This is a genomic window from Herbaspirillum camelliae (assembly GCF_001929405.1).
Classification (GTDB): Bacteria; Pseudomonadota; Gammaproteobacteria; order Burkholderiales; family Burkholderiaceae_D; genus Herbaspirillum; species Herbaspirillum seropedicae.
The window spans coordinates 2351862-2377057 of record NZ_KV880769.1 but is presented as its reverse complement, the minus strand read 5'-3'; the positions used below and the strand labels follow the sequence as shown (position 1 = coordinate 2377057).

Sequence of the window (25196 nt, the reverse complement as noted above, 5' to 3'; positions counted from 1 at the left end):
CTTGAGGTAACTTGTTGGCTGGCGTTGCAGTCGCCTTGGGCGCTGCGGCGCGGGCCGGCTTGGCGGCAGTTGTCTTGACTGCCGTCTTTTTCGGCGTCGCTGCTGCTGCAGTCTTTGCCGTGGTTTTTACGGTATCGGCTGCCTTCGCTGTCCCCTTGACTGGCGATTTGGCGGCCACCGCCTTGGTGGGCCTGGCGGCGGCGGTCGGTTTTGCCGCCGTCACCGTCTTGCTGCTCTTTGCCGACGCTGCTGGAGTTTTCGCGGGTTTCTTCATTGCATTTGCCATAGAATCAACTGCCAATTGAGAATTCACTCATTGCGCCAATCAAGTCATGCTAATGATGCAACTCCGGTTCCGGTTTCCCGGTAGACTCCAGCTGCACGCGCAACGTTCCTTTTTACCAGGCGGCCCATCGATTGCGAAGGCAGGCAGTCTTGCCATTCACAATCCGGCAGGCGATACGCTGCTTGCCGTCACTCCATCCCAGGCGTCGGGATGAAATGCATGTTGCCGCAGGATGAGGATGCAAGAGCCATCCGACGGAACTAAAGCCCTATAGTATAGCACAGATGGGGGCCTTTTCTCCCGGATCAAGCCGCGATATTCGGCCATCGGCAGCCCATCGGGACGGCAAATGACTGCAAATTGCAACGCTTTGCCATCGCTTCCGGGCGCCTTGCCGATCCGCTCCTGCACTTTCCCCGCCATCGGCATGTGCTGCGCACGCGCCATGGCGGTCCCCATCCTCGCCTTTTGCGCCTCCCACGGGGGAGACGCAGCATTCATTCAACCCGCCGCCGCAGCAGCACCAGCCTGGCGCTTGAGCCATTCCTTGCGCTGCATCAGTTCGCGGTAGCGGTTGCGATCTTCTTCGGTGCGCAGATTGGACGTCACCAGCATCTGCATCTCTTCATCGAGGGCGCGTATCCGGGCCTGGCGGATGGCGCCACCCATCTCTGCACGCACGACATCAAATTCGGATTCCGATTCGGCGGCGATTTCGGCAATCATCGAATCGAATTCGGGGCCGCCCTCGCGCAGGTGCTCGACCAGGGCGGCGAAATTGGCTTGTTCGCCCATGCTCTGGGCCGCCCCCACCAGATGGGTGAGCATCTCGGCCTGGTCCGGGGCGATGCGGGCGATCGCTTCAAGCGCACCGGCATCGAGGTCTGCGGCCAGCTGCGGATGCGCCACCAGCAGACGCATGATCTGGCGCGCCAACCCGACCGGGGCGGTGCGCTTGCTGCGTGCTGGCGCGGCGCGCACGCGGGCGACCGGCTTTTCCAGTTCGAACAGAACTTCCAGCTCAGCCGGCGTGGACTGCGTGGCCTGGGCCACGCTGCGCACGATCTGCAGCCGCAGCGCCGAGGCGGGCAGCGCCTGCAGCAGCGGCTTGGCGGCGAACTGCGCATGGGCGCGACCTTCGGGCGTGCGCAGGTCGTTCTCGCCGATGATCTCGCGCAGCAGGAACTGCGACAGCGGCAGCGCTTCGCGGATCTGCTCTTCAAAGGCCGGCGCGCCCATCTCGCGCACGTAACTGTCGGGGTCATGCTCCTTGGGCAGGAACAGGAACTTGATGGTCTTGTTGTCGGAGGCGTGCGGCAGGCAGGCTTCCAGCGCGCGGCGGGCGGCGCGGCGGCCGGCATTGTCGCCATCGAAACTGAAGATCACCTGGTCGGTCTGCCTCACCAGCTTCTGCACGTGGATCGGCGTACACGCCGTTCCCAGCGTGGCCACCGCCTGCGGAAAGCCCAGTTGGGCCAGCGCCACCACATCCATGTAGCCTTCGGTCACCAGCGCATAGCCGGCTTCGCGGATGGCCTGGCGCGCCTCGAACAGGCCGTACAGCTCGCTACCCTTTTGAAATAGCGGCGTTTCGGGCGAGTTCAAGTACTTGGGCTCGCCGCCATCCATCACCCGCCCGCCAAAACCGATCACCTGGCCCTTGGTATTGCGGATGGGGAACATGATGCGCCCACGGAAGCGGTCATAGCGCTTGCGATGAGCGCCGCCCTCCTCGCTCTTGTCGATCACCAGACCGGACTCGACCAGGGCTTCGTTGTCGTAGTCGGGGAAGACCTGGCGCAGGCTGTCCCACTCATCGGGTGAATAGCCCAGCCCGAAGCGGGCGGCGATCTCGCCGGTCAGCCCGCGTCCCTTGAGGTAGGCGATGGCCGGCTGGGCGCTGCGCAGCTGGTGACGATAGAAATCGTTGGCGCGCGTCATCACGTCCGACAGGGCCATGCTCTTGGCCTGCTTCTCCTGGCGCTGCGCCAGGGGAATGCTGTCTTCGCGCTCGGGGACCACCATGCCCACGTTCTGGGCCAGGTCCTTGACGGCTTCGACGAAGCCCATGCCGGAATATTCGATCAGGAAACTGATCGCCGTACCGTGCGCGCCACAGCCGAAGCAGTGATAGAACTGCTTGGTGGGGCTGACGGTGAAGCTGGGCGACTTTTCGTTGTGGAAGGGGCACAGGCCCATGAAATTGGCCCCGCCCTTCTTCAATTGCACGTAGCGTCCCACCACGTCGACGATGTCGACGCGGTTGAGCAGGTCCTGGATGAACGACTGAGGAATCACCTGGGTATCTGAACTGTCGGGGCTAGGCGCAATGCCATGAAGACGCGGCTCAGGACGCCAGCGCGGCCTTGACCAGCGCGGACACGGCCGTCATGTCGGCGCGCCCGGCCAGCTTGGGCTTCAACACGCCCATGACCTTGCCCATGTCCTGCGGACCGGCAGCGCCCGTGGCGGCCACGGCCGCCTGCACCTCGGCCTTGATCTCGTCGTCCGAGAGGCTGGCAGGCATGTAGGTGGAGAGCACGGCCAGTTCGGCCTTCTCGACATCGGCCAGGTCCTGGCGGCCGCCGGCTTCGAACTGGGAGATGGAATCCTTGCGCTGCTTGACCATCTTGTCGATGATGGCCAGCACGTGGGCGTCGGTCAGCTCGACCCGTTCATCGACTTCCTTCTGCTTCATCGCGGCGGTCAAGAGGCGGATGGTGCCCAGCTTGCCCGTGTCCTTGGCGCGCATGGCGGCCTTCATGTCTTCCGTGATCTGCTCTTTCAAACCCATGGGGTACTCCGAAGATGAGGTGGATGAGTATTCTGCGATCTGGCGCCATCCCGCATCCAGTATTCCAGACGGCAATCACGCGGTCTGGTCTTAGGATCGTAGAACATGGATGGGCTTATCGCCAGTCCGGATCGCTGCTTTTTCCTTCATATGGGGCTCTAAAGAGGAAAAACCAGGAAAGCACCCTGGTCCGCAGCGACGCCGGGGATGACGCCGGAGATAAATGCGAAAACCCGCTGCGGACCAACACCGGAGCGGGTTTACACATCGGCCGCACGAATGCGCGGCGTGGAATTCTTAGTACAGCTTCTTGGGCAGCTGTTGGCTGCGGATGCGCTTGTAATGACGCTTCACGGCAGCAGCCAGCTTGCGCTTGCGCTCAGCGGTCGGCTTTTCGTAGAACTCGCGTGCGCGCAGTTCGGTCAGCAGACCGGTCTTCTCGATGGTGCGCTTGAAGCGACGCATTGCAACTTCGAACGGCTCGTTCTCTTTAACGCGAATAGTGGTCATGTAAATTCAAACCAGAAAGGTTAGGTTGGATTAGCAAAGAAAGCGATTGTAGCAGCACTGACACCCGATTGGAAGGCCAAACGTGGCATTTTTTCCACCCCTGCGGTAAAAAAGGGATAAGAATCAGGCACTTATCACAGTCAAGATGATGATTCACCTGAAGTCAAGGGCTGCCGGAGGAAAAATCCCTCACACCGCCGAACCCGCCGCCACACCGGAGGCCCAGGCCCACTGGAAGTTGTAGCCGCCCAGCCAGCCGGTCACGTCCATGGCCTCCCCGATGAAATGCAGGCCCGGCACCTTGTTGGCCATCATGGTCTGTTGCGACAGCTCGCGGGTATCCACCCCGCCCAGGGTGACCTCGGCCTTGCGGTACCCCTCGGAACCGCTGGGCAGGATCACCCAGCGGTTGAGGGAATCACCCAGTTTCTTGAGTGACTTGTCGGGCATGTCGGCGATGCGCGCGCCGGCATCGAAGCCATTGATCTTGAGCCAGCCCTCCGCCAGGCGATTGGGCAGCCACTGCGCCAGGATGTTGCCGAGGTTCTTCTTGATGGTCCCCTTGCCGTCGATGAGCGTCTCGGCCACGTCCAGTTGCGGCAGCAGGTTCAGGGTCAGCGGCGTGCCCGGCTTCCAGTAACTGGAAATCTGCAGGATGGCCGGCCCGGATAGGCCGCGATGGGTGAACAGCAAGTCTTCGAGGAAATGCCCGCGCTCCTTCTTCGCCCCCGTCTCCACTTCCACCTCCAGCGCAATGCCGGCCAACTCGGTCAGTGACTGCCAGGCCTTGCCATCGAAAGTCAGCGGCACCAGGCCGGGACGCGTCTCGACCAGCTTGAGGTCGAACTGGCGGGCGATTCGATAGGCGAAATCGGTCGCGCCGATCTTGGGAATGGACAGGCCGCCGGTCGCAATCACCAGGCTGGCCGCCTGGACCTCGCCGGCACTGGTGGCGATGCGGAAGTGCTCGCCGCTCTTGCCGACCTCCTGCACCGTGCAGGGCATGCGCCAGCTGACGTTGCCGGCGTCGCATTCGGCCTTGAGCATGGCGATGATGTCTTCGGCGGAATCGTCGCAGAACAGCTGGCCCTTGTGCTTTTCATGGAAACCGATGCGGTGGCGCTTGACCAGCCCGATGAAGTCCTGTGGCGTGTAGCGCGACAAGGCGCTGCGGCAGAAATGGGGATTCTGCGACAGGTAGTGCTGCGGACCCGCGCCCACGTTGGTGAAATTGCAGCGGCCACCGCCGGAAATGCGGATCTTCTCGGCCAGCTTGCCGGCGTGATCGATCAGCACCACGCGCCGGCCGCGCTGGCCGGCCACGGCGGCGCACATCATGCCGGCCGCGCCGGCGCCGATGATGGCAACATCAAAATGATTGGGATTGGTCTTGCTCATGCTTCCTCCGGCACGCATTCGGTGCAGCCCGAGGCCGCTTCAAAGCCGTGATTGTCCGCGATACCCACCCCAAAAGACAAGAGGCTGGCATCTCGCGACGCCAGCCTCCTGCCTTCTTCCTCCTGACTTCCCTTGCGCTCTGCAATCGCCCGGAAAGCCAAGCCTCAAGCTTTGGACCCGTGAACCTGGTGGGCGCTCACTGGAAATACGGCGGCGGTTCCACGCCCATCCACAATTCCGAGGACAGCCGCATCATGTCGTTGAGCGAACCACGCTGCGTGAACATCTGGCGCAGCCAGCCAGCATCGGAGAGGCGGTCATGCGCCATGCGGCGCAGGCGCAGAATGGTCTGCTGCTCGGCCTCGTTGGCCACATAGGGCTCCAGCAACTGCAATTGCTGCAACAGGTGCTCATAGATGGGCAGCTTGCGCGATTGCGAGGGCGTGGCGCCATGCAAGGCCAGTTGGCCATTGAGGCCGAAACGGCTGGCTTCGAAACGGTTGTACTGGTAGAGCAGGTAGAAATCATCGGCCAGCACGAAAGGCCGCTCCGTCAGTATCCAGCGCGCCAGCAATTGCGCATAGGCGCCCAGGTGGGCGGCATGCTCGATGGTCAGCGGGGTATCGCAGACGCGGATTTCCACGGTGCCGTATTCGGGCTTGGGGCGGATGTCCCAATAGAAATCCTTCATGCTGGCGATGATGCCCATCTGCAGCAGTTCATCGTAGTAAGTCTCGAACTCGGCCCACTTGGTATGCACCGGCGCGGTTCCCGACAAAGGGAAGGCGCGCACCACGTTGCTGCGCGAGGAATCGAACTTGGTATCGGCGCCCTGGTAGAACGGCGAAGCCGCCGACAGTGCGATGAAGTGCGGCACGTAGCGCGAGAAGCCGTGGGTCAGATAGAGTGCATCATCGCCGTTCTCCACGCCGATGTGGATGTGCTGGCCGAACACGGTAAAGGTCTTGGCCAGGTAGCCATACTTCTCGTGCAGGTAATGGAAGCGTTCGCTGGGCGTGATGCGTTGCTCGTTCCAGTGCTGGAAGGGGTGCGCGCCGCCGCCGGAGACGTCGATGTTGAGATATTGCGCGCCCTTGTTCAAGGCGGCGCGCAAGCCCTTCAACTCTTCGATCAGTTCATCGACGCGGGTATGGATGCCCGAGTTCAGCTCGATCATCCCCTGCGTCATTTCCAGCTTGATCTGCTTTTGCAGATCGCGCGGCTCGATCCAGTTCAGCAGGTCCACCGCATCGCTGGCCAGGTTGTAATTGCGCCGGTTGACCAGTTGCAGTTCCAGTTCGATGCCCATGGTGAAGGGCGTGGAAGAACCGAACGGCAGGATGCCGGCGCTGCCCTGCGGGCCGGCCACATGGGCGCTGCTGGCGGGGCTGTCATGTTCATTGCGGATCAGTGTCTCGGTATTCATTCGCGTCCACTCTCTCCAGATTTGATCAGGGCAAACTGCGTGGCCACCGGGCCCAGGAATTCCAGGACCACCATGCTGCCGGCCAGCAGCGGCAAGACATTGGCCGTGGTGTGCGGATACAGTGACGACACGGTCTGCATGAGGCCCACGCCGATTTCAGTCATGGGCAAGGTGCCCAGGGTCAGCAAGCCCGCCTGGCGCCAGTTCATGCGTGCAAAGCGCGCAAAGAGGAAGATCCCCAGGCCCATGGCCAGGAAGCGCGCGGCAATCAGGATCAGCACCGAGAAGCCCAACAGGCCCAGGTCCGACAGCTTCATCGATGCGCCCACGGTGACGAAGAGCATCACCACGAACAACTCGTTGGCCACGCCGAACTCCAGTTCCATCAGGTCGAACTGGCGATCCAGGTTCTTGGAGAGGATGGCGAAGATCAGCATGGTCAGCATCACCGGCAGATGCAGGGCATGCGCCACACCGATGGCCAGCGCAATCACCGAGATCACCAGCACGAACTGCGAACTGTTCTCGCGGCCCAGCAGGCGCGCCAGCGGCATCATCAGCCAGTAGGTGAGGTAGGCCAGGATGGCCGAGCCCACCAGCGAATAGAGGGTGTGCTGGATCAGCGTCCAGACCGGCGTGCCGGCCTCGTGCGCAATCACCGGCAGCAAGGCATAGGCAGCCAGCACGGCGACGAAGTTGTTGAGCGCCGTCATGGCGGCTAGGCGGCGCGTGACCTGGCCTTCAGCCTTGAGGTCGCGCAGCACCACCAGCACCACCGCTGGTGCCGTGGCAATGGCCATCACGCCGCCCAGCAGGGCCATCACCGAATCGGTGCCGAACCAGGTCAGCGCAATGCTGACGAAGCCGAAGCACAGCACCGCCGAGACGGCCACCGTGATCATCAGCCATTTTTCGCGGCGCAGCCAGCCGATGTCGACATAGCGGCCCAACTGATAGACCACCAGCGCGACAGCGATGTCAGCAAAGATGTTGGTGACCTTGAGGACTTCACCAGAGAGCAGATTGAAACCGCCGGATCCGAGCAGGAAACCGACCAGCAGATAACCCGTGATGCGTGGCACCCATGGGGACTTGGAAACTACGTAGCCCGCGATCAGCCCGAACAGCAGCAAGCCGCCGAATACCAGCAAGGCATTCCATTGCAGCGTCTGTGCGAGCGTGAAAGACGGAAGAGCCCACTCCATATCTCCTCCTGTGTAACGATTAGGTTGTTGAAACCGCGCAGGACATGGGCCATGCCCAGAGCCGCCTGCGTGGATCGCGTGAGTCCGGGTGGCGAGATCGGCGATGCGATGCGTGACTACCCGGCGAGGTCGGGGTCGAGTGTACTCACAAATCGGGATGAAGAAAACCGGCGATGCCGAAATCCTTGCTGTCCGATGGTGTCACTGGCTCGTTCATTCTTCCCGACGCGTCATGACTCTTCGCGATGCGTCTTCTTTAAATTACAACGGAATCTTTTTAATTTCCTGATCTGATGTTTTTGAATTTCTGGAATTTATCCGCAGCGCATGGAGTTGAAGAAGGAAGTTGGGGGAGCCTCAATGCTCTATGAGCGCGCCCTCTGCAGTAATCAGCGCAGACCTGATTTGCTTGTCAGAAAACACCGACATGAGGGCGCTGCGATAACGTCCCAGCTGCGCAGCATAGTCGGCGCGCTCGCTGTCGAGCAGGCGGCGCTTGTAATCGATTACCCAGAGTTCATCGTCGAACATGACCACGCGATCCAGGCGCATGAGGCCATTGGGCGTGACGATCTCCATCTCATTGCGCGCCCAGCGATGCAGGGCCGGATTGAAGAAGCGTTCCAGCTGCGGCTGCGCCAGCACTTCACGGGCCTGGGCATGGACCACCTGCGCCATCTCTGCAGAAATACCCAGCCAGCGCACCAGCACGCTGGCCGATGGCACACGCAGCGGCCAGACATTGCCATGGGTCAGCCGTTCCAGCAGGGCATGCAGGGCCACCCCTTCATCGATGGCGTCGGTGCTGACCAGGGCGCCATCTGCGGCGATGCCAGGCACCGCGTCTTCCGGGTCACCGGCGGGCGCGCCAAAGAGCGACATCGGTAGTGGCTTGGGATCGAATAGCGGCAGCGAGAAGTTCTCTTCGATGGTCGCCGCATCGGCGCCGTGGACGGCTTCTTCGCTGATCTCGCGCACCGGCGCATCGCTGGCAAAAAGCCGCTGGTACCAGCTGCCCTGCACCACGCCGCCCTCGCCCGCACCGCGCGTGCCAGCCACGCCGGACACCAGCAGCAATTGCTTGGCGCGGGTGATGGCCACGTAGAGCAGGTTCCAGTCTTCCTGGGTGCGCAGCGCTTCTTCTTCCTCGAACAGAGGATCGCGCGCGCAACCGCGTTCGCTGCGGCGGCCAAAGGCGGAGAAGTGCGTGGGCGCATCTTCATCCTGGGGCCAGGCGCAGAGGATGCCCAGGTTGTCTTCCACCGAATCGCTGTGATTGGCGTCGAGGATCGCCACCACCGGCGCTTCCAGGCCCTTGGCGCTGTGCACGGTCAGGATGCGCACGGCGTCGGCGCTGGCGTCCACGCTGGCCTCGTCCGGGGCATCGCCGCCGGCGCTGCGCTGCAAGATGCGCAGTGCATCGATGAACTTGGGCAAGCTGGGATACCGCCCCGCATCCATGTTCAGCGACAGCTCGACGAAGGCGGCGATATTGCCCAGGGTCTGGCTGCGCGTGAGCGGCGAGGCATGTTGCGCATAGCGCGCCACCAGTTCGCCCTGGTGCAGGATCATATCCAGCAGGTCATGCACCGGCAGGTGGGGCGCGGCCAGCAGCCAGCGCTGCAACAGCGTCACGGCGCGCACCAGGGCGGCCGAGGCCGCGCCTTCCTGCTGCATGGCCTGCAGCTGCCGCCACCAGTGGCCGCCCTCGGCCTGCGCGGCGCGCCGGGCGATCTGCACCAGATCGTCATCCGTGGCGCTGATGATGGGACTCTTCAATACATGGGCCAGCGCGCGCGTATCGTTGGGCGTGATGAGGAAAGTCAGCAGCGCGATCAGGTCGGCAATCTCCAGCGATTCGAGCAGGCCGCCGCGCTTGTCGGAGATGAATGGAATGCCGGCGGCGCGCAAGGCGCTCTCATAGGCGGCCAGGTGCGTGCGCTTGCGCACCAGCAGCATGATGTCGCCCCAGCGCATGGACCGCGCCCCCTTGCCCTCGACCACCGGCACTTCGCGATACGCCTTGAGCAGGGCCTGCGCCAACGCCTGCCCTTCCAGCAGGCGGCGCGCATCATCCTCTTCGCCGCGTGGCGTGGTCAGCGGATTGCGCCAGGGGATGATTTCCTGCTCGCCTTCCGCTGCGGTGCTGGCCTCATCGGCTGCAGCGCTGCTGACGTTTTCTGCACCATCGTCCGGCCGCGCCAGCGGCAAGCGCCAGACCTCGCCTCCAGCAAGGCCTAGCGTGGTCTGCTGGGCGAACAGCGGATTGCCGCCCATGACGAATGAGCGATTGAGCACATCGACCACGGCGGTGGCATTGCGGCGGGTCTGGTTGGCGCGCAGGATGGCTGCGCCCTGGGCGCGCAACATCTCGCGTGCAGCTACGAACACCCGTGGCTCGGCGCGACGGAAGCGATAGATCGATTGCTTGGGATCGCCCACCACGAACACGCTGGGCTGCGCCGCATCGCCGCCATAGGCATCGAGCCAGCAGCGCACGATGCACCATTGCAGCGGGTTGGTGTCCTGGAACTCGTCCAGCAGGATGTGCTTGTAGCGCGCATCCAGCCGGGTCTGCAGGTAGGCTGCGCTGGCCTCGTTGCGCAAGAGGCGATAGGCCTGCCATTCCAGATCGGCGAAGTCCAGCACGCGCTGCTCGGCCTTCACTTCCTGGTAGCAGGCCAGGTAGGCGCGGCCGGCGGTAAAGAGCGCGGCATTGAGTTGCAGCACGTCCCTTTCCTTGCTGCGCCCCTGCAGCTTGCGCAGCGCCTCGCCGACGGCGTTGAACTCCGCTTCGAAGGCGGTGAGTGCAGCGTCCTCGCTGGCCTCGAAGTGCCGCACCAGGGCCGCCAGCAGCGACTTGACCTTGCCGTTCTTGCGCGGCTTGTCCTTGTCGTCAAAGAACTGGCTGTAGAGTGCATCGAAATGTTCCAGCGCCGGGCCTGCCGTCAATGCCGATTCGATGGCCACGGCGCGCGCCTGGTTGGCGCTGCCGCCCTGCCCCAGCAGGAGCGCCAACTGGCGGGCGCGCGCCATCAGCGCGTGCTCATCCCACAGCGACAGCCGGGCGTCACGTTGCGCGTCCGCGCCGCACAGCGCTTGCAGCCAGCGCAGCGGGGCTGGTGCTGCGTGTTCATCTTGCGCCTCCTCGCCCTCCTCGCCATCTTGGCCATCGTCCTGGGTGGCAGCCCACCACTCGGCGCGCTTGTCGATGAAGGCATCGAGCAACTGACGCGCATTGAAGTCGCCGGCCAGCTCATAGAGTTCCAGCAGCGCTACCTTGATGTGCACGCCCTCGGGTTCGCGCAACTTTTGCATGAAGCGGCGATAGGCTTCATCGAGCAGTTCGCCATTCTTTTCCGTCAGGGTGTAGCCGTGCGGCACGCCCGAGGCCAGCGGCGCGATCTGCAACAGGCGCGCAAACCAGCTATGGAAAGTGTCGATGGACAGGCTCTGCTCGGCGGAGAGGATGCGCTCATACAAGCCCCGCGCCAACGGTAGGAGGCGTGGCAGATCGGGCTCGGCCACGCCGCGTTCGCGCAACAAGGCCGCTGCACCAGCTTCGTCAGCCAGCGCCAGTTCATGCAGCAGTTCGAGCAGCCGCTCGCGCATTTCCTGTGCGGCCTTGCGGGTGAAGGTGATAGCCAGCAGTTCCGGCGCCTGCGCCCCGGCCAGCAGCAAGCGCAGCATGCGCGCCACCAGCAGCCAGGTCTTGCCGCTGCCGGCGCAGGCTTCCACCACCACCGAATGGCGCGGATCGCAGGCGGCGCGCGTGAAGACTGCCGCGTCGACCGCCTGGCCATTGACCTCATAGGCCGCTGGTGCTCGGTCGGCGGCGCTCACAGCCAGGCTCCCTTGCGGCACAGGCCGCGCATCTCGCAATACTGGCAGACCGATTCGATGCCGTTGGCCGGCAGCGCCGCGCCGTGCGCCACGGCTTGCATGGTGGTGGTGATCTGTTGCTGGAGCATCTTCTGTCTGCGGCCGAAATCGGGGGCGGCGGCGTCGCCGGTCTTCTTGTCCGGGCCCAATTCGAGGGCCACATAGTGGGCATGTTCGATCGCGCCACCCGCCAGCAGGCCATAGAAGGCCAGTTGGTGATCATCGTCTTCCTTGACCTTCTGCCTGAGGCTGGCGGCGCTGCGGGTCTTGTAATCGAGCAGGGCGCGCTGGCCCTGCTCATTGCGGTCCACGCGGTCGAGGCGGCCATACAATTCGATGCCGCCATCACTCCACTGCAAGGCCTGCGATTGCGACTCTTCACCGAAGGCGAACTGCCAGCCCTCGGCTTCGCGTTCATTGGCCCACAGCAGATAGGCCGGCATCACCTTCTGCCAACGTGCATGGAAGGCCAGCGCGGCCGGATGGCGCTGCATCTCGCGCTGGAACACCTCTTCCGAGAACTGCGCCAGCAGCGGCGCACGGGCCGGCAAGGGCGTGTCGTTGTCGCGCAGGTGGGCGTGATACTTGTAGAGGATTTCGTGCAGCCAGCTGCCGTAGTCGCGCTTCTCGGGCATGTCCGAGAGTTCGTCCATGACGGCCACGCGCAGCATGCGCTGGGCGAAGAACTGATACGGACAAGCCAGGAAACTGCCGAAGCCGCTGGCCGACAGCCTTGACGGCAACAGGTCTGGCGCACTCGGCGCTGGCATGCAGGAGAGCAGCGCGCGCAACTGCTTCACGGGCGGCGGCAACTCCAGCCGCTGCAAGGGCGCCGCGCCCTGCTGCGCCAGTTTCAGTTCCAGTCGTTCAATCCACGGACTGACCGGATTGGGTTCGCCATCCTGGTGGGTCTGCCAGCACAACACCACTTCCGGATTTATGCACAGCAATTCAACCAGGTCACGTAACTGCTGGCGCTGGCGTGTGGCGCGGGTGGCCAGGTTCAGCTCGCGCCGCACGGCGTTGGAGAAGAACAGGGTTTCCTGCGGCGGAGACGGCAGGTGGGCGGCATCCGCGCCGATGACCAGCACCGCATCGAAGCGGCGCAGGCGCGCGCCGTTGAGCGGCAGCATCACGACCCGGCGGTCCTTGATGGGCGGCATGTAGGAGGTGGCGTCCAGCCGCAGGTTGAGCAGCGCCCGCCACTCGGCAAAAGAGAACTGATCCTGCAAGGCGCCCTGCTCGGCGGCAATCTCATCGAGCATCAGCAGACACTGCTGGCCCGCGCCATCTTCGCGCAGGGCCGCATCCATGCCCAGCGCTTCGCACAGCCTGCGCTGGGTCTCGCACCATTGCGAGAGCGTCTTGCGACCGCCGAAGCGAGCCGCCTGGCGCGCCAGGGTGAGGATGCATTGCAGGTCATCCGGATCACTGGCGTCGGCAAAGGCGGTCTGTAGCGCCTGCCAGTCGCCGGCGATATTGGCGCGGCGCAATCGCGCTTCGATACGCATGACGCGATCGGCGCGACCGGGGTCGGCGGGGAAGACGAAGGGCGACTTCAACAAATCGAGCAAGGCATTGGTCTCGCCGCGCGCCGAGACCAGGTCGTTCCAGGCCGCCAGCGCGGCGGCGGCGCGGGTGGTGGAGAGCTTCCAGCCGGTCTCGTCGGCCACCGACACCTGGGCGCGTTCCAGCAAGGCGCGCAGGCGGCGCGCGGTGACCCGGTCCTGCGCCACGATGGCGATCTCGTTCTTGCCCTGCTCCAGCCAGCGCAACACGATCTGGGCGCTCTGTACGGCGGCGTTCTCCAGGTCGCTCGCCGGGCAGAGCAAGGGCAAGGCGCCTGGTGCAGCAGCAGCGGATGCTTCGGACAGTTCGGATGGCGCGGATGCGGCGAACTCTTCGTAGGCCGGCGCCAGACCCTCATCCTCGCGCACCAGCTCGCCCCAGGCCAACAGGTAGAGCGGATACAACGGCGCCATGGCCGCACGGCTCCAGTCCAGCGTGACGATGCGCACCGGCTGGTGCTGCGCATAGGCGGCCAGGAAGGCCGCATCCAGCGGTTCCGGCTCGGTCGGGCTGACCCAGATCAGCGGCAGGCTGGCGCGTGCGGCCAGGTCCAGCATGGCGTCGAAACGCTGCACGATGCGGTCGCGCGCATCCAGCTGGATCTTCCAGATCTGCCAGACCAGCGCCGCTTCTTCGGACAACATGGCGTGCGCCGACGGCGCCAGCGGCGCCAGCAGTTGCGCCAGCGCCTGCGTCCAGCGGCCAGCGATGGCGTCTGCACCGGCGGCGCTGGCGCGGATCTCCGGTAGCAGCGCCAGGGTCAGCTCATCGGACAGGTCCAGCAGGGTATGCGCCAAGGGCAGCAGGTCGGCATTGCGGCGCGCCGAAAACATCTTCTTGAGCCAGCCGTGCTCGCGCAATTGCGCATAGAGCTGCATGAGCCGCTCGCTCTCGGAAGGTGGCGCGTCCTCGCCGGGCGGCTGCATGGCCAACAGGCCCGAGAGGGTATTGATGCGCGGCGCGATATAGGGACGGCGTAATTCGCGGCTCAACGCGGCCTTGAAATTCTGCGCATGCGAGAACGCCGGCACCATCAACTGCACACCCGAGAAATCCAGCGCCGCGCCCGCCTGCGCTTGCAAGGCCTGGCCCAGCGGCTGCCCCGGATGCAGCAACTGGCGCACGGCCTGCTGCCAGAAATCGGGCGAAGGGGGAATCGGTACGGTCGCGGACAGCATGCGTTCTCGGGCCTCAATGCGGGGGGCTGATTGTATTTTTCTCTGAGCTCAAGAGATTTTTTCAATCAGCCACAAGGAAAAACAGAGGTAAAACTGCTGCGCATTGTATGCCAGGCGCGTGCGACGCTGCCGCCTTTTTTGGCCATGGATGGCCGGCAAAGCCGCTTCCCGCCTCGTCCGTACGCCTGATACGCCGGCTGATGACGCGCGACAACAGGCTGTCCCCGCGCCATCTACACATTCGCCGAAAATGGGTTATGATTGCCCCTGTACCCCGCCGCTTACTCCTGCCGCGCTTCAAAACAACTTGAATCGGCGCGCAACGACTCCACGTAGACCTAGCAACTCCGGAAGCGTTGATGGCTCACGCCAGGCAATACGGTATTGTCCACCGGCGCTAATTATTTACTGACCACTTATACACAGCCTCCATCCGAGGAAATGCCATGAGCGACATCATCAAACATATTTCTGACGCCTCCTTCGAAGCCGACGTGCTCAAGTCCGACAAACCCGTCCTGGTCGATTTCTGGGCCGAATGGTGCGGTCCCTGCAAGGCCATCGCCCCGATCCTGGAAGAAGTCGCCAAGGAATACGACGGCAAGCTGCAGATCGCCAAGCTGGATGTGGACGCCAACCAGGCCATCCCGGCCAAGTTCGGCATCCGTGGCATCCCGACCCTGATCCTGTTCAAGAACGGCGCTGCTGCCGCCCAGAAGGTGGGCGCACTGGCCAAGGGCCAACTGGTCTCGTTCATCGACAGCAACATCTGATTCTGATGTAACATCCGACGGCGGCGCGCTCGCGCTGCCGTCCGCCCGGCACACGGTGCCTGGCTTTATCCTAGATCCACACCACGCAACTCCCTCCCCCACCTTTACTTATCCCGTCCCGGGACACTCATATGCACTTATCAGAACTAAAAGCGATGCACGTCTCTGCCTTGCTGGAAATGGCCATCAGCCTGGACATCGAGAATGCTGCGCGCCTGCGCAAACAGGAGCTGATGTTTGCCATCCTGAAGAAGCGCGCAAAATCAGGAGAACAGATTTTTGGCGATGGCGCCCTCGAAGTGTTGCCTGACGGCTTCGGCTTCCTGCGCTCGCCCGACGCCAGCTACATGGCGTCCACCGACGACATCTACATCTCGCCTTCGCAGATCCGCCGTTTCAACCTGCACACCGGCGATTCCATCGAAGGTGAAGTGCGCACGCCCAAGGACGGCGAGCGCTATTTCGCCCTGGTCAAGGTCGACAAGGTCAACGGCGAACCGCCGGAAGCCTCCAAGCACCGCATCCTGTTTGAAAACCTCACGCCGCTGCACCCCAACAAGCTCCTGCAGCTTGAGCGCGACATGCGCGGCGAGGAAAACATCACCGGCCGCATCATCGACCTGATCGCCCCGGTCGGCCGCGGCCAGCGCGGCCTGCTGGTGGCTTCGCCCAAGTCGGGCAAGTCGGTGATGCTGCAACACATCGCTCACGCCATCACCACCAATCATCCGGATACCGTGATGATCGTGCTGCTCATCGACGAACGGCCGGAAGAAGTGACCGAAATGCAGCGCTCGGTGCGCGGCGAAGTGGTCGCCTCCACCTTCGACGAACCGGCCACGCGTCACGTGCAGGTCGCCGAGATGGTGCTGGAAAAGGCCAAGCGCTTAGTCGAAATGAAGAAGGACGTGGTCATTCTGCTGGACTCGATCACCCGTCTGGCGCGCGCCTACAACACCGTGATCCCGGCCTCCGGCAAGGTGCTCACCGGCGGTGTGGACGCCAACGCGCTGCAACGCCCGAAGCGTTTCTTCGGTGCGGCCCGCAACGTCGAAGAAGGCGGCTCGCTGACCATCATCGCCACGGCCCTGATCGAAACCGGCTCGCGCATGGATGACGTGATCTACGAAGAATTCAAGGGCACCGGCAACATGGAAGTGCACCTCGAACGCCGCCTGGCCGAGAAGCGCGTCTACCCCGCCATCAACCTCTCCAAGTCCGGCACCCGCCGCGAAGAGCTGTTGATCAAGCCGGACCAGCTGCAGAAGATCTGGGTGCTGCGCAAGCTCATGTACGACATGGATGAGATCGAGGCGATGGAATTCATCCTCGACAAGATGAAGTCCACCAAGAACAACGCCGAGTTCTTCGACATGATGCGTCGCGGCAACTAAGCATTGCACTTCAGTGTGCCTGGCAGGACCGCAAACGGCATGTCCCCTCACCGGGCATGCCGTTTTTTATTGACCTGGCGGCAACAATGGCGCTGCATTTTCAACTGAAAAACCACGCCGCCCGCCGTCGGGGAGCGCCCCGCCTTGACCCAAGCCCCTGATTCCACTGTATAATTTCGGACTTTTCCAAACCGGCAAGTGATCATCAATCGGGTCAAGAAGCAAGGCGACCGACGAAGTGGCGATTGGCTACCAAACTACTCTTGAGGCAATCATGAAAGAAGGCATCCACCCGGATTACCGCGAAGTCCTGTTCCACGACATGTCGAACGACTTCAAGTTCATCACCCGCTCCACCATCGGCACTCGCGAAACCGCTGAGTTCGAAGGCAAGCAATATCCCCTGGTGAAGATCGAAGTGTCGTCCGAATCGCACCCGTTCTACACCGGCAAGCACAAGATCGTCGACACCGCTGGCCGCGTCGAGAAGTTCCGCCAGAAGTTCGGTTCCGTCGGTTCGAAGACTGCTGTCTCGAAGGCGTAATCTGTACTTCCCTCAAAAAAGGCAGCTCCGGCTGCCTTTTTTGTTTGGCCCGTCTTGTCCTGACGCACCTGCTGTCGCACTCAGAAACAACTATTTATGGTGAATTCCTGCACAATAGGGCCTGCAAAAAAATAACACCGGAAATCGCCCTCCCGAGCGATGCCGCGCAGCCAGCCCGCACGGCAAGCAAGACCACCCAACCCCGCAGTCCAGAACAAGAGCAACAAGATCTTGATGAAGCCAGTCCGTCTTCCTGCCGCAGCGACCAACGCGCTCCCGCGCATGGCCCTGCTTGCGCTCGCCCTCCTCTACATCCTGCCCGGCCTGATCGGCCGCGATCCCTGGAAGAACGAGGATGCCACCAGCTTCGGCATCATGTGGACCATGGCCCATGGCAACCTGGCCGACTGGCTCACACCCAATGTGGCCGGACTCCCGCTGCCGGCGGAAAGTCCGCTGGCCTACTGGTTCGGCGCCGTCTGCATCCAGCTCTTCGGCTGGCTACTCGGCGATCCGCTGGCCGCGCGCATCTCCACCATCGGCTGCTTCCTGGTCGGTTCGCTCTCGATCTGGTACACCACCTACCTGCTGGGCCGTCGTCCCGAGGCGCAGCCGCTCAAGCTGGCCTTTGGCGGCCAGCCCGAGCCCAAGGACTTCGGCCGCACCCTGGCCGATGGCGCCTTCCTGATCTATCTCGGTTTCCTCGGCCTGCTGCTGCATAGCCACGAGACCAGCCCCAAGACCTTGCAGATCGCCCTGGTCGCCTACGCCATGTATGGCGCAGCGCGGGTGTTCGATGCGCATCGCGTGCGCCACGCGCTGGGCCTGGGTCTGGCGCTGGGCATGCTGGTGCTGACCTATGGCTGGCTGCTGCCGGTGGGCGTGCTGCTGGCGCTGGTGCTGCTGACGGCGCTGCGCAAGGACGGTCGCGCCGCGGCGCTGGTGCTGGGCCTGGCCCTGCCGCTGGCGCTGCTCATCTGCGCGGCCTGGCTGCTGGCGCTGCATACGCTGATCCCCAGTGAGGCCGCCGGCCAGTTCGAACTCTGGATGAGCTGGAACACCTACCAGTTGAACGTCCCCACCCTGGCCACGCTGGCCTTCCTGGGCAAGTACGGCGTCTGGTTCGCCTGGCCGGCCTGGCCCTTTGCGGGATGGGCACTATACGCCTGGCGACGCCAGCTGGGGTCGCTGCATATCGCCCTGCCGCTGGCCTTCCTGATCCCCATCACGCTGCTGGTGCTGATGAACATCCACCGCGAAGAAGGCATGCTGCTGCCGCTGCTGCCGGCGCTGGCGATCCTGGCGGCCTTCGGCCTGCCGACCATGAAGCGCGGCGCCATCAATGCAGTGGACTGGTTCTCGGTGATGACCCTGACCACGTCGGCGGCCTTCATCTGGATCGGCTGGATCGCCAAGGAAACCGGCTGGCCCGCGCAGATCGCGCGCAATGCCTACAAGCTGGCGCCGGGCTTCAAGCCGGGCTTTGCGTGGATCTCGCTGGCCATCGCCATCGCCGCCACCATTGCCTGGATCGTCGTGGTCCACTGGCGCATCTCGCGCCGTCCCTCGGTGCTGTGGCGCGCCGTGGTGCTGTCCTCGGGCGGTGTGATCCTGTGCTGGGTGTTGCTGATGACCTTGTGGCTGCCCTGGGTCAACTATGGCAAGAGCTATGCGGGCGTGGCCGAGCAGATCGAGTCCAGGCTGGGCTCGGTCAAGCAGTGCGTGCAGACCAATGTCGGCCCGGCCCAGCGCGCCTCGTTCGCCTACTTCGGCAATGTGCGCTTTGCCGATGAGCACGGCCAGCGCTGCGACTACCTGCTGCTGCAGGATGACATCAGCAACCAGGACGCGGCGCTGATGCTGCGCCAGTATCCCGGCGCCTGGCGCATGGTCTGGGAAGGCCGCCGCCCCTCTGACCGCGACGAGCGCTTCCGCCTCTATCGCCGCAGCAAAGACTGAGCGGCCTTCATGATTGCCTGCGCGTGACCACTGAACTGCCCGCCCTGTCCTCCCGTCACCACGTCGGCCGCATCGCGCGGCTGGCGTGGCCGCTGCTGGTCGGCCAGCTGGCGCTCATCGCCAATGGCGTGATCGATACCGTGATGGTATCGCGCTTCTCGGCGCTGGACCTGGCCGCGCTGGCGTTGGGGGTATCGATCTACGTGAGCGTCTTCGTGGGCCTGTCGGGTGTGCTGCAGGCGCTGCAGCCGACCATCGGCCAGCTCTTCGGCGCTGGCCGTCACGACGAGATCGGCGACGAAGTCAGGCAAGGGATGTGGCTGGCCGTGTTCCTGTCGGTCATCGGCGCGCTGGTGCTGATGTTCTCGCCCCTCTTTCTCAGCGTGGCCAAGGCCTCGCCGGAACTGGTGGAAAAGGCCACGCTGTACCTGCGCATCGAAGCACTGGCGCTGCCAGCCACGCTGTTCTTCCGCGTCTATTCGGCGCTCAACACCGCCATCGCCCGCCCCAAGATGGTCATGGCCATCCAGCTCTGCGGCCTGCTGCTGAAGCTGCCGCTCAACGCCCTCTTGATCTTCGGCGGACTAGGACTGCCGGCCTTTGGCGGCCCCGGCTGCGCCATCGCCACCACCCTGATCGCCTGGCTGATGATGCTGGCGGCCTGGCTGCTGGTGGCGCGCCTGCCGGTGTATCGTCCCTTGAAGCTGTTTGGCCGCGGTTTCGTCGCCCCGTCCTGGAAGACCCTGCGCCGGCTGCTGTGGCTGGGCATTCCCATCGGCATGTCCTACTTCATCGAAGTCACCGCCTTCACCCTGATGGCCGTCTTCATCGCGCGCCTGGGTGCGGTGCCGGTGGCCGGGCACCAGATCACGGCCAATGTCGGCACGGTGCTCTACATGCTGCCGCTGTCCATTGCCAGCGCGACCAGCACCCTGGTGGCGCAAGCCATCGGCGGCAACAACTTTGCGGTGGCCAAGAAGATCGGCAATGCCGGCATCCGCCTGGCGATCTCGCTGTCGGTGCTGGTCGGGCTGGTGGTCTACTGCCTGCGCGGGCAGATCATCCGCGCCTATACGCCTGATCCGCTCATCATCGGCGCAGCGCTGCCGCTGTTCCTCTACATCGCTTTCTACCAGCTCTTCGATTCCCTGCAGGTGACTACCGCTTTCGTGCTGCGCGCCTACAAGGTGGCGGTGGTGCCGACCGTGATCTATGCCGTCACGCTGTGGGGCGTGGGACTGGGCGGCGGCTATCTGCTCGGCCTGGATCCGCTGGGCCTGACCCCGCCGAACCTGTTGGGGCCGGCTGGCTTCTGGCTGGCCAACAGCGCCAGCCTGGGCCTGGTTGGATTCGGCCTGCTCTACTACCTGCGCCACATCCAGCGCCGCTGGCTCAACGCTCAAGCTTGAGCACAACGCTCGCGCCAGCCGCCGCGCCGAACAGGTCATCGTTGCTGGCCTGCACCAGCCCCGGCACGCTGGGCGCTTCCGCCGGACGTCCCAGCAGGAAGCCCTGCACCTGATCACAGTGCAGCAGTTGCAGCTCGCGCAACTGCCCTTCGGTTTCCACACCCTCGGCCACCACTTCCATCTGCAAGGCATGGGCCAGTGCAATGATGGCGGCCACGATGGCGCGTCCGGAATGATCGTCGCCATCCAGGCGCGAGGTAAAGAAACGGTCGATCTTGATCTGGCGACAGTGGAACTGCGCCAGGTAGGCCAGGCTGGAATAGCCCGTGCCAAAGTCATCGATGGCGATATCGAAGCCCAGCGCCTGCAATTCGCCGATCACCCGCTGGCTGCGCTCCACATCCTTCATCGCCGCCGTCTCGGTGATCTCGAACATCAGCCGTTGCGGGGCAATGCCCGCCGCGCCCACCAGTTCCACGATACGCGCCACCAGATCGGTGCGCATCTGCAGCGGCGACAGGTTCAGGGCCACCTTCACCGGCTTCATCCCCGCCGCATCCCAGCGCGCGATCTGTTCGCAGACCGCCTGCAGCACCCAGTCGCCGATGCACAGGATCTGACCGGAACGCTCGGCAATGGGGATGAATTCGGTCGGGGCCATCTCGCCCAGTTGCGGATGGGTCCAGCGCAGCAAGGCTTCCAGCCCGGTCAGCTCCTTGCTCGCGCCACGGTACTTGGGCTGGAAATGCAGGCGGAACTGCTGCTCGTCGATGGCCTGCTGGAGCGCCTGGCGCACCTGCAGGTGACGCATGGCGCTGGCATGCATGGCCGGCTCGAAGAAGCGATAGGTATTGCGCCCGCTCTGCTTGGCTTCGTACATGGCGGCATCGGCATTCTTCATCAATGCATCGACGCTGTCGCCGCTATTGGGATAGACGGCAATGCCAATGCTGGAGGTCACGCGCAGGGTGGCGTCATCGATCTGGAAATCCTGGCGCAGGGCGGCAAGGATATTCTCCGACAACTGCTCCACCACATCCGGCGAAGACAGGTTGCCCACCACCACCACGAACTCGTCGCCGCCGATGCGCGCGACCATGTCTTCGCCACGCAGACATTGCCGGATGCGCTGCGCCACCGCCACCAACAGGCCATCGCCCACCGCATGGCCGAGCGAATCATTGATGGCCTTGAAACCATCCAGGTCCATGAACAGCACCGCAAAGATCTTGCCGTTGCGGCGCGCTACCTCGACCGCGTGCTGGATGCGGTCGGCCAGCAGGGCGCGGTTGGGCAGGCCGGTGAGCACGTCATGGGTGGCAAAGTGCAGCAGCTTGTCATTGGTACGGCCGACGATGCGCTTCAATACCTGGTTGCGCTGTGCGCCGCTGATCACCAGCGCCAGCGCCATTGCCAGGAAAGCCAGGAAGACGATGCCGTTGACCAGGTGCTCGCGCAGCAGGCTGGCCACCGCCAGGCTCTGCGTGTGCGGCGCAATGACCAGCGCACGCAGACCGGCCATGGCCGCAGCGACCAGTCCCAGACCCACCAGCAACGCCGCCAGCACCCGCCGCGTCTGCTGTGAATTGAGCGAGCCCGCCTTGGGCTTGCGGCCATTGCTGGCCGAAAACAGGGCCACGATGAAGACCCCGATCAGTTCGGTCAGCAGCAGGGCCAGGCCCAGCAAGACCTGCTGATACAACAGCGCCGGCAGCAATTGCATGGCGGCCAGCGCCATATGGAAAGCCGCGTTGATGGCCGCGCCGATGGACAGCCCGCCGATGGCCAGCCGGCTCGGATGGGGCCGCCGCAAGCCGGACAGGTGCATCAGGTAGAAGGCGCTGCCCAGGCACAGCAACAACGCCAGCACGGTCAGGCGGATATCGAAGCCGACCGGCATGGCCAAGCCCAGGGCCGCCACCGTCAGGAACAGCGTGGCCCACACGCCCAGGCCGAGCACGACCGCCCCGACCGACAGCCACAGGCGGCGATGCTGGGATTCCTGCATCACCATGCGCTCGGAGACTTCCAGCGCAGCATAGGCCGACAGGCTGGCCACCAGCACCGCAAAGGCCAACAGCAGGAAATGGAATGAACCTGACATGGACGAACCCGGAACGATTGCCCATTTCCTCGCGGGCGATCGCTGGGAGCCCGCGAGGAAATGCGCCTGTACGGTACCGCGGCCATTCCGTCCGGACCACCCGGGCCAGCAACAGTGGCTGGCTGGAGGGCGTGCGGACGTCAGTCGATCCACCGTTGCTGCGCAACGGGTTGCCGCGTTCCATCCCGGACCTTTCCGGTCCGGAAAAAGCACTTAAAAGTTACGTAACTGAAAAGCGATAAAAATCACTGAAACTTATCACAAGGACGCCGCTTGCTTCTTTGATTGTTCGACTTGTCCTGACTTGCAGCAAATCCGGCCGGCGATCCGCGCTCAGCGGCCAGACCCAGCCCCGTCCACATTGCGGACTGGTCTGGCTGACCCACCCCATCCTCGCAGGATGGGAAAACTTTAAGCTGCCCACCTGCAGCATCAGTGATATCCCCCTGAAGGTGCGCCGCCATTCCAACGCGCCGGCCACTGCCGAAACCGCGCTGCACCCGCTGCGGCGCTGGTTTGCGCCGCCTCGCGCTGTGTCGCTACAGACACAGAAAATAAAAAAACATCAATAAGGGCTGACGCCGTCAGTCATCTGGACTAACAATAGTCCAACCCCAACGAGGACGCCTGCAGAACAACAGCCGGTCCATCGCACGCCCCCGTCGCACCATCACGGCGCAAGTCACCGACGTACTTGAAGTGGCCTGATGACCTGACATGCGGCCCCGCGTCCGAACGAACCTGCACCATCGTACAAGGTGTTCCACCATGGCATCGGAGACTTGCGCATGGCCGCCTTTCCGCTCACTGCAAACGCTTGCCAGCCTTGCCTGGCGCAGCTTTCCATGGGGTCGTGCCGACGCCGACGGCGTCTTCATCCCAGCTGGTGAGTATAAATCACGTTTGCTGCGTAACTCATCCCAAATGCAAACGTACCCCGGAAAGCTCTACCTCAAAGTACCTTCGAAACCATGGAAACCGCCAATCAAAAATTCGCCAAGCGCTTGCGCACCGCGATGGAAAAAGCAGGATACGAACCCAAGCCCGCCGTTCTGGAACGGGAATTCAATTTGCGCTACTGGGGCAAGCCGATGACGCTGCACGGCGTGCGACGCTGGCTGCTGGGCGAGTCCATGCCCAAGCAGGACAAGCTCGAGACCCTGGCCGAGTGGCTCATCGTCACGCCACAGCATCTGCGCTTCGGCGAAGAGATCGGCAAGCGCATCGACAAGCGCCGCGCGCGCTGGGAAGAAGCCATCGGCTACCGCGAACGCGAAGCCTTCGAGGCCTTCATCAACCTCCCTGCGCCACAACGCAAGGTCGTCAAGGAAGTGATCTTCGCCTTCGCCCAGGTCGCCGCCAGCACCGTCGAGAAGGCCGCTGCTCCTGCCAAGGCCCCCACCCGACGCCGCTCCCGCGCTTGACGCGTCTGACTGATCGGACGCGTTTTCTTCGGCTCCTCTGCGCTGCACGATCCCGTTTCCTGGGATCCACGCCACCCTCTTCTTCCTGCCTCCATGCCGCAGCGCCGGCATTATTTCCAGCGTTTTTTTACTGACCAATACTGACATGGCTTGTGCGCGAAGCTGTCAATGTGTCAGCTTCCCGCACGACAGGATAGAGTGTGGTGAATCATCCACGCTGCGCAACAAAAAATCAACGTAATCGTGCTGCCACTGCCACGCAGTGCTCGACCTGCTCGGCGATGGCTTCCGGCACCGGTCGCTGGCCCTCCAGCACCTCGCGGATCCAGGCCGCGGTGGCAGCGGCATCCTGTCCCTCGGGCAGATCGGGCAGTTCTTCGGCCACGCTCTGTTTTTCCACCAGCACGGTGCGCGTACCGCCACTGAACCAGTCGATGCGCTGGGCGCGGCGCGCATTGGCGACCGTCTCGCCTTCGGTGCCGCGCATGAGGAAGGCGTCGCCACGCTCATGCGGCGCGGCGTTGCTGAAGTAGTCGGTCAGCATCTCCAGGTATTCGGGATGGGTGTACGACGTCAGACGCAAGGCCGGCCCCTCGAAGGGTTGCATGATCTTCACCACGGTGTGGGTGGAGTTGCGCACCCCCAGGATGCGGCGCATGCCCAGCAGGCGCGAAATGGCCGGGGCCAGCACGGTGATCGGCACGAAGGCCGGCTGACCGGCCGCCATCAGGGCTTGGGCCTGCTCGATGCTGGCGGCGTGCGGCTGGCCCAGGGCGGTGAAGATTTCGGCGCTGGTGACACGCTGCGGATCATGGGTGACGCCGTGCATCAGCACCGGCACGCCCCGGCGCACCAGCAGCATGCACAACAGCGGGGTGAGATTGGCCATCTTGCGCGAGCCGTTGTAACTGGGCAGCACCACGGGCGCGTAAGGCCCGGCCGGTGCGCGCAGTGCAGGCATGGAGGCCTCGGCCGCATCGAGGAAACCGGCAATCTCTTGCACCGACTCGCCCTTGATGCGCATGGCCAGGAGGATCGCCCCCAACTCCAGGTCGCTGACGCGGCCATCGAGCATGGCCTGGTACATGGCCCGGGCATCCTGGCGCGAGAGACTGCGCGCACCATCCTTGCCACGGCCGATTTCCTTGATGAACGGCGCGGCCACGAAGCGGGCATCGGAAGACAGATCGGAAGCAGGCTCGACGGCCGCAGCCGGAGCAGGGATATGGGCATCGTTTTGCATGGCCGAAGGGTACACCAAAACCGCCGCGCCCCACAGCGCGGGGGTGTGCGGCCGGGCTTTCCATTACAATAGCGCCTTTGCCGCGCCTGCCTCCCGCC

18 protein-coding genes are annotated in these 25196 nt (G+C 63.7%); 7 read left to right on the top strand and 11 right to left on the bottom strand.

Annotated features, from left to right (window positions below; all coding sequences use genetic code 11):
• Positions 1-74 precede the first annotated feature (74 nt).
• Positions 75-305 (top strand): hypothetical protein, encoded by a 231-nt coding sequence (locus BGK68_RS28290; protein WP_231944428.1) that lies wholly within the window; start codon positions 75-77, stop codon positions 303-305.
• 137 nt (positions 306-442) lie between these two features.
• On the opposite strand, the gene BGK68_RS10615 is transcribed toward BGK68_RS28290, so the two are convergent.
• From BGK68_RS10615 to BGK68_RS10575, 9 genes are all read right to left on the bottom strand, one after another.
• The gene (locus BGK68_RS10615; protein ID WP_143433016.1) at positions 443-733 is read right to left on the bottom strand and encodes a hypothetical protein; all 291 of its coding nucleotides are present in this window, start codon (positions 731-733) and stop codon (positions 443-445) included.
• A gap of 54 nt (positions 734-787) precedes the next feature.
• A complete protein-coding gene (gene dnaG / locus BGK68_RS10610; RefSeq protein WP_075257069.1) occupies positions 788-2584 on the bottom strand; it encodes a DNA primase in 1797 nt (598 codons plus the stop codon).
• A gap of 49 nt (positions 2585-2633) precedes the next feature.
• The gene (locus BGK68_RS10605) at positions 2634-3080 is read right to left on the bottom strand and encodes a GatB/YqeY domain-containing protein (RefSeq protein WP_075257068.1); all 447 of its coding nucleotides are present in this window, start codon (positions 3078-3080) and stop codon (positions 2634-2636) included.
• A gap of 297 nt (positions 3081-3377) precedes the next feature.
• Entirely contained in the window at positions 3378-3590 is a 213-nt protein-coding gene (gene rpsU, locus BGK68_RS10600) for a 30S ribosomal protein S21 (RefSeq protein WP_006462949.1), read from the bottom strand.
• A gap of 189 nt (positions 3591-3779) precedes the next feature.
• A complete protein-coding gene (locus tag BGK68_RS10595) occupies positions 3780-4988 on the bottom strand; it encodes a BaiN/RdsA family NAD(P)/FAD-dependent oxidoreductase (RefSeq protein ID WP_075257067.1) in 1209 nt (402 codons plus the stop codon).
• 196 nt (positions 4989-5184) lie between these two features.
• Positions 5185-6414, bottom strand: a complete 1230-nt coding sequence (locus BGK68_RS10590) for a YbdK family carboxylate-amine ligase (protein ID WP_075257066.1) — start codon at positions 6412-6414, stop codon at positions 5185-5187.
• Positions 6411-7619, bottom strand: a complete 1209-nt coding sequence (locus BGK68_RS10585; RefSeq protein WP_075257065.1) for a cation:proton antiporter — start codon at positions 7617-7619, stop codon at positions 6411-6413. The genes BGK68_RS10590 and BGK68_RS10585 overlap by 4 nt, the downstream gene beginning before the upstream one ends.
• A 357-nt stretch (positions 7620-7976) precedes the next feature.
• Positions 7977-11462 (bottom strand): UvrD-helicase domain-containing protein, encoded by a 3486-nt coding sequence (locus tag BGK68_RS10580; RefSeq protein ID WP_198937186.1) that lies wholly within the window; start codon positions 11460-11462, stop codon positions 7977-7979.
• Positions 11459-14248 (bottom strand): PD-(D/E)XK nuclease family protein, encoded by a 2790-nt coding sequence (locus BGK68_RS10575; protein ID WP_075257063.1) that lies wholly within the window; start codon positions 14246-14248, stop codon positions 11459-11461. Before BGK68_RS10575 ends, BGK68_RS10580 begins: the two co-directional genes overlap by 4 nt.
• Before the next feature lie 446 nt (positions 14249-14694).
• Between BGK68_RS10575 and trxA the strand changes: the two genes are divergently transcribed.
• From trxA to BGK68_RS10550, 5 genes are all read left to right on the top strand, one after another.
• Entirely contained in the window at positions 14695-15021 is a 327-nt protein-coding gene (trxA, locus tag BGK68_RS10570) for a thioredoxin TrxA (protein ID WP_075257062.1), read from the top strand.
• Between the two features lie 131 nt (positions 15022-15152).
• Positions 15153-16415, top strand: a complete 1263-nt coding sequence (gene rho / locus BGK68_RS10565; protein ID WP_008325783.1) for a transcription termination factor Rho — start codon at positions 15153-15155, stop codon at positions 16413-16415.
• A 274-nt stretch (positions 16416-16689) separates the two neighbouring features.
• Positions 16690-16959, top strand: coding sequence for a type B 50S ribosomal protein L31 (locus BGK68_RS10560; protein WP_008325780.1), 270 nt, complete (start codon positions 16690-16692; stop codon positions 16957-16959).
• Between the two features lie 234 nt (positions 16960-17193).
• A complete protein-coding gene (locus tag BGK68_RS10555) occupies positions 17194-18918 on the top strand; it encodes an ArnT family glycosyltransferase (RefSeq protein ID WP_075259778.1) in 1725 nt (574 codons plus the stop codon).
• A gap of 23 nt (positions 18919-18941) precedes the next feature.
• Positions 18942-20327, top strand: coding sequence for an MATE family efflux transporter (locus BGK68_RS10550; protein ID WP_075257061.1), 1386 nt, complete (start codon positions 18942-18944; stop codon positions 20325-20327).
• Here BGK68_RS10550 and BGK68_RS10545 read toward each other — a convergent pair.
• On the bottom strand, positions 20311-22431 hold the full coding sequence (locus BGK68_RS10545) for a putative bifunctional diguanylate cyclase/phosphodiesterase (RefSeq protein WP_075257060.1): 2121 nt from the start codon (positions 22429-22431) through the stop codon (positions 20311-20313). The two genes, BGK68_RS10550 and BGK68_RS10545, sit on opposite strands and share 17 nt — an antisense overlap.
• A 971-nt stretch (positions 22432-23402) precedes the next feature.
• Here BGK68_RS10545 and BGK68_RS10540 point away from each other — a divergent pair.
• Positions 23403-23855 (top strand): hypothetical protein, encoded by a 453-nt coding sequence (locus BGK68_RS10540; RefSeq protein ID WP_041310197.1) that lies wholly within the window; start codon positions 23403-23405, stop codon positions 23853-23855.
• Positions 23856-24087: 232 nt separating this feature from the next.
• Here the strand turns inward: BGK68_RS10540 and ybiB are convergent, their stop codons facing one another.
• Positions 24088-25098: a DNA-binding protein YbiB gene (ybiB, locus tag BGK68_RS10535; RefSeq protein WP_075257059.1), complete on the bottom strand. Its 1011-nt coding sequence runs from the start codon at positions 25096-25098 to the stop codon at positions 24088-24090.
• Positions 25099-25196: the final 98 nt, after the last annotated feature.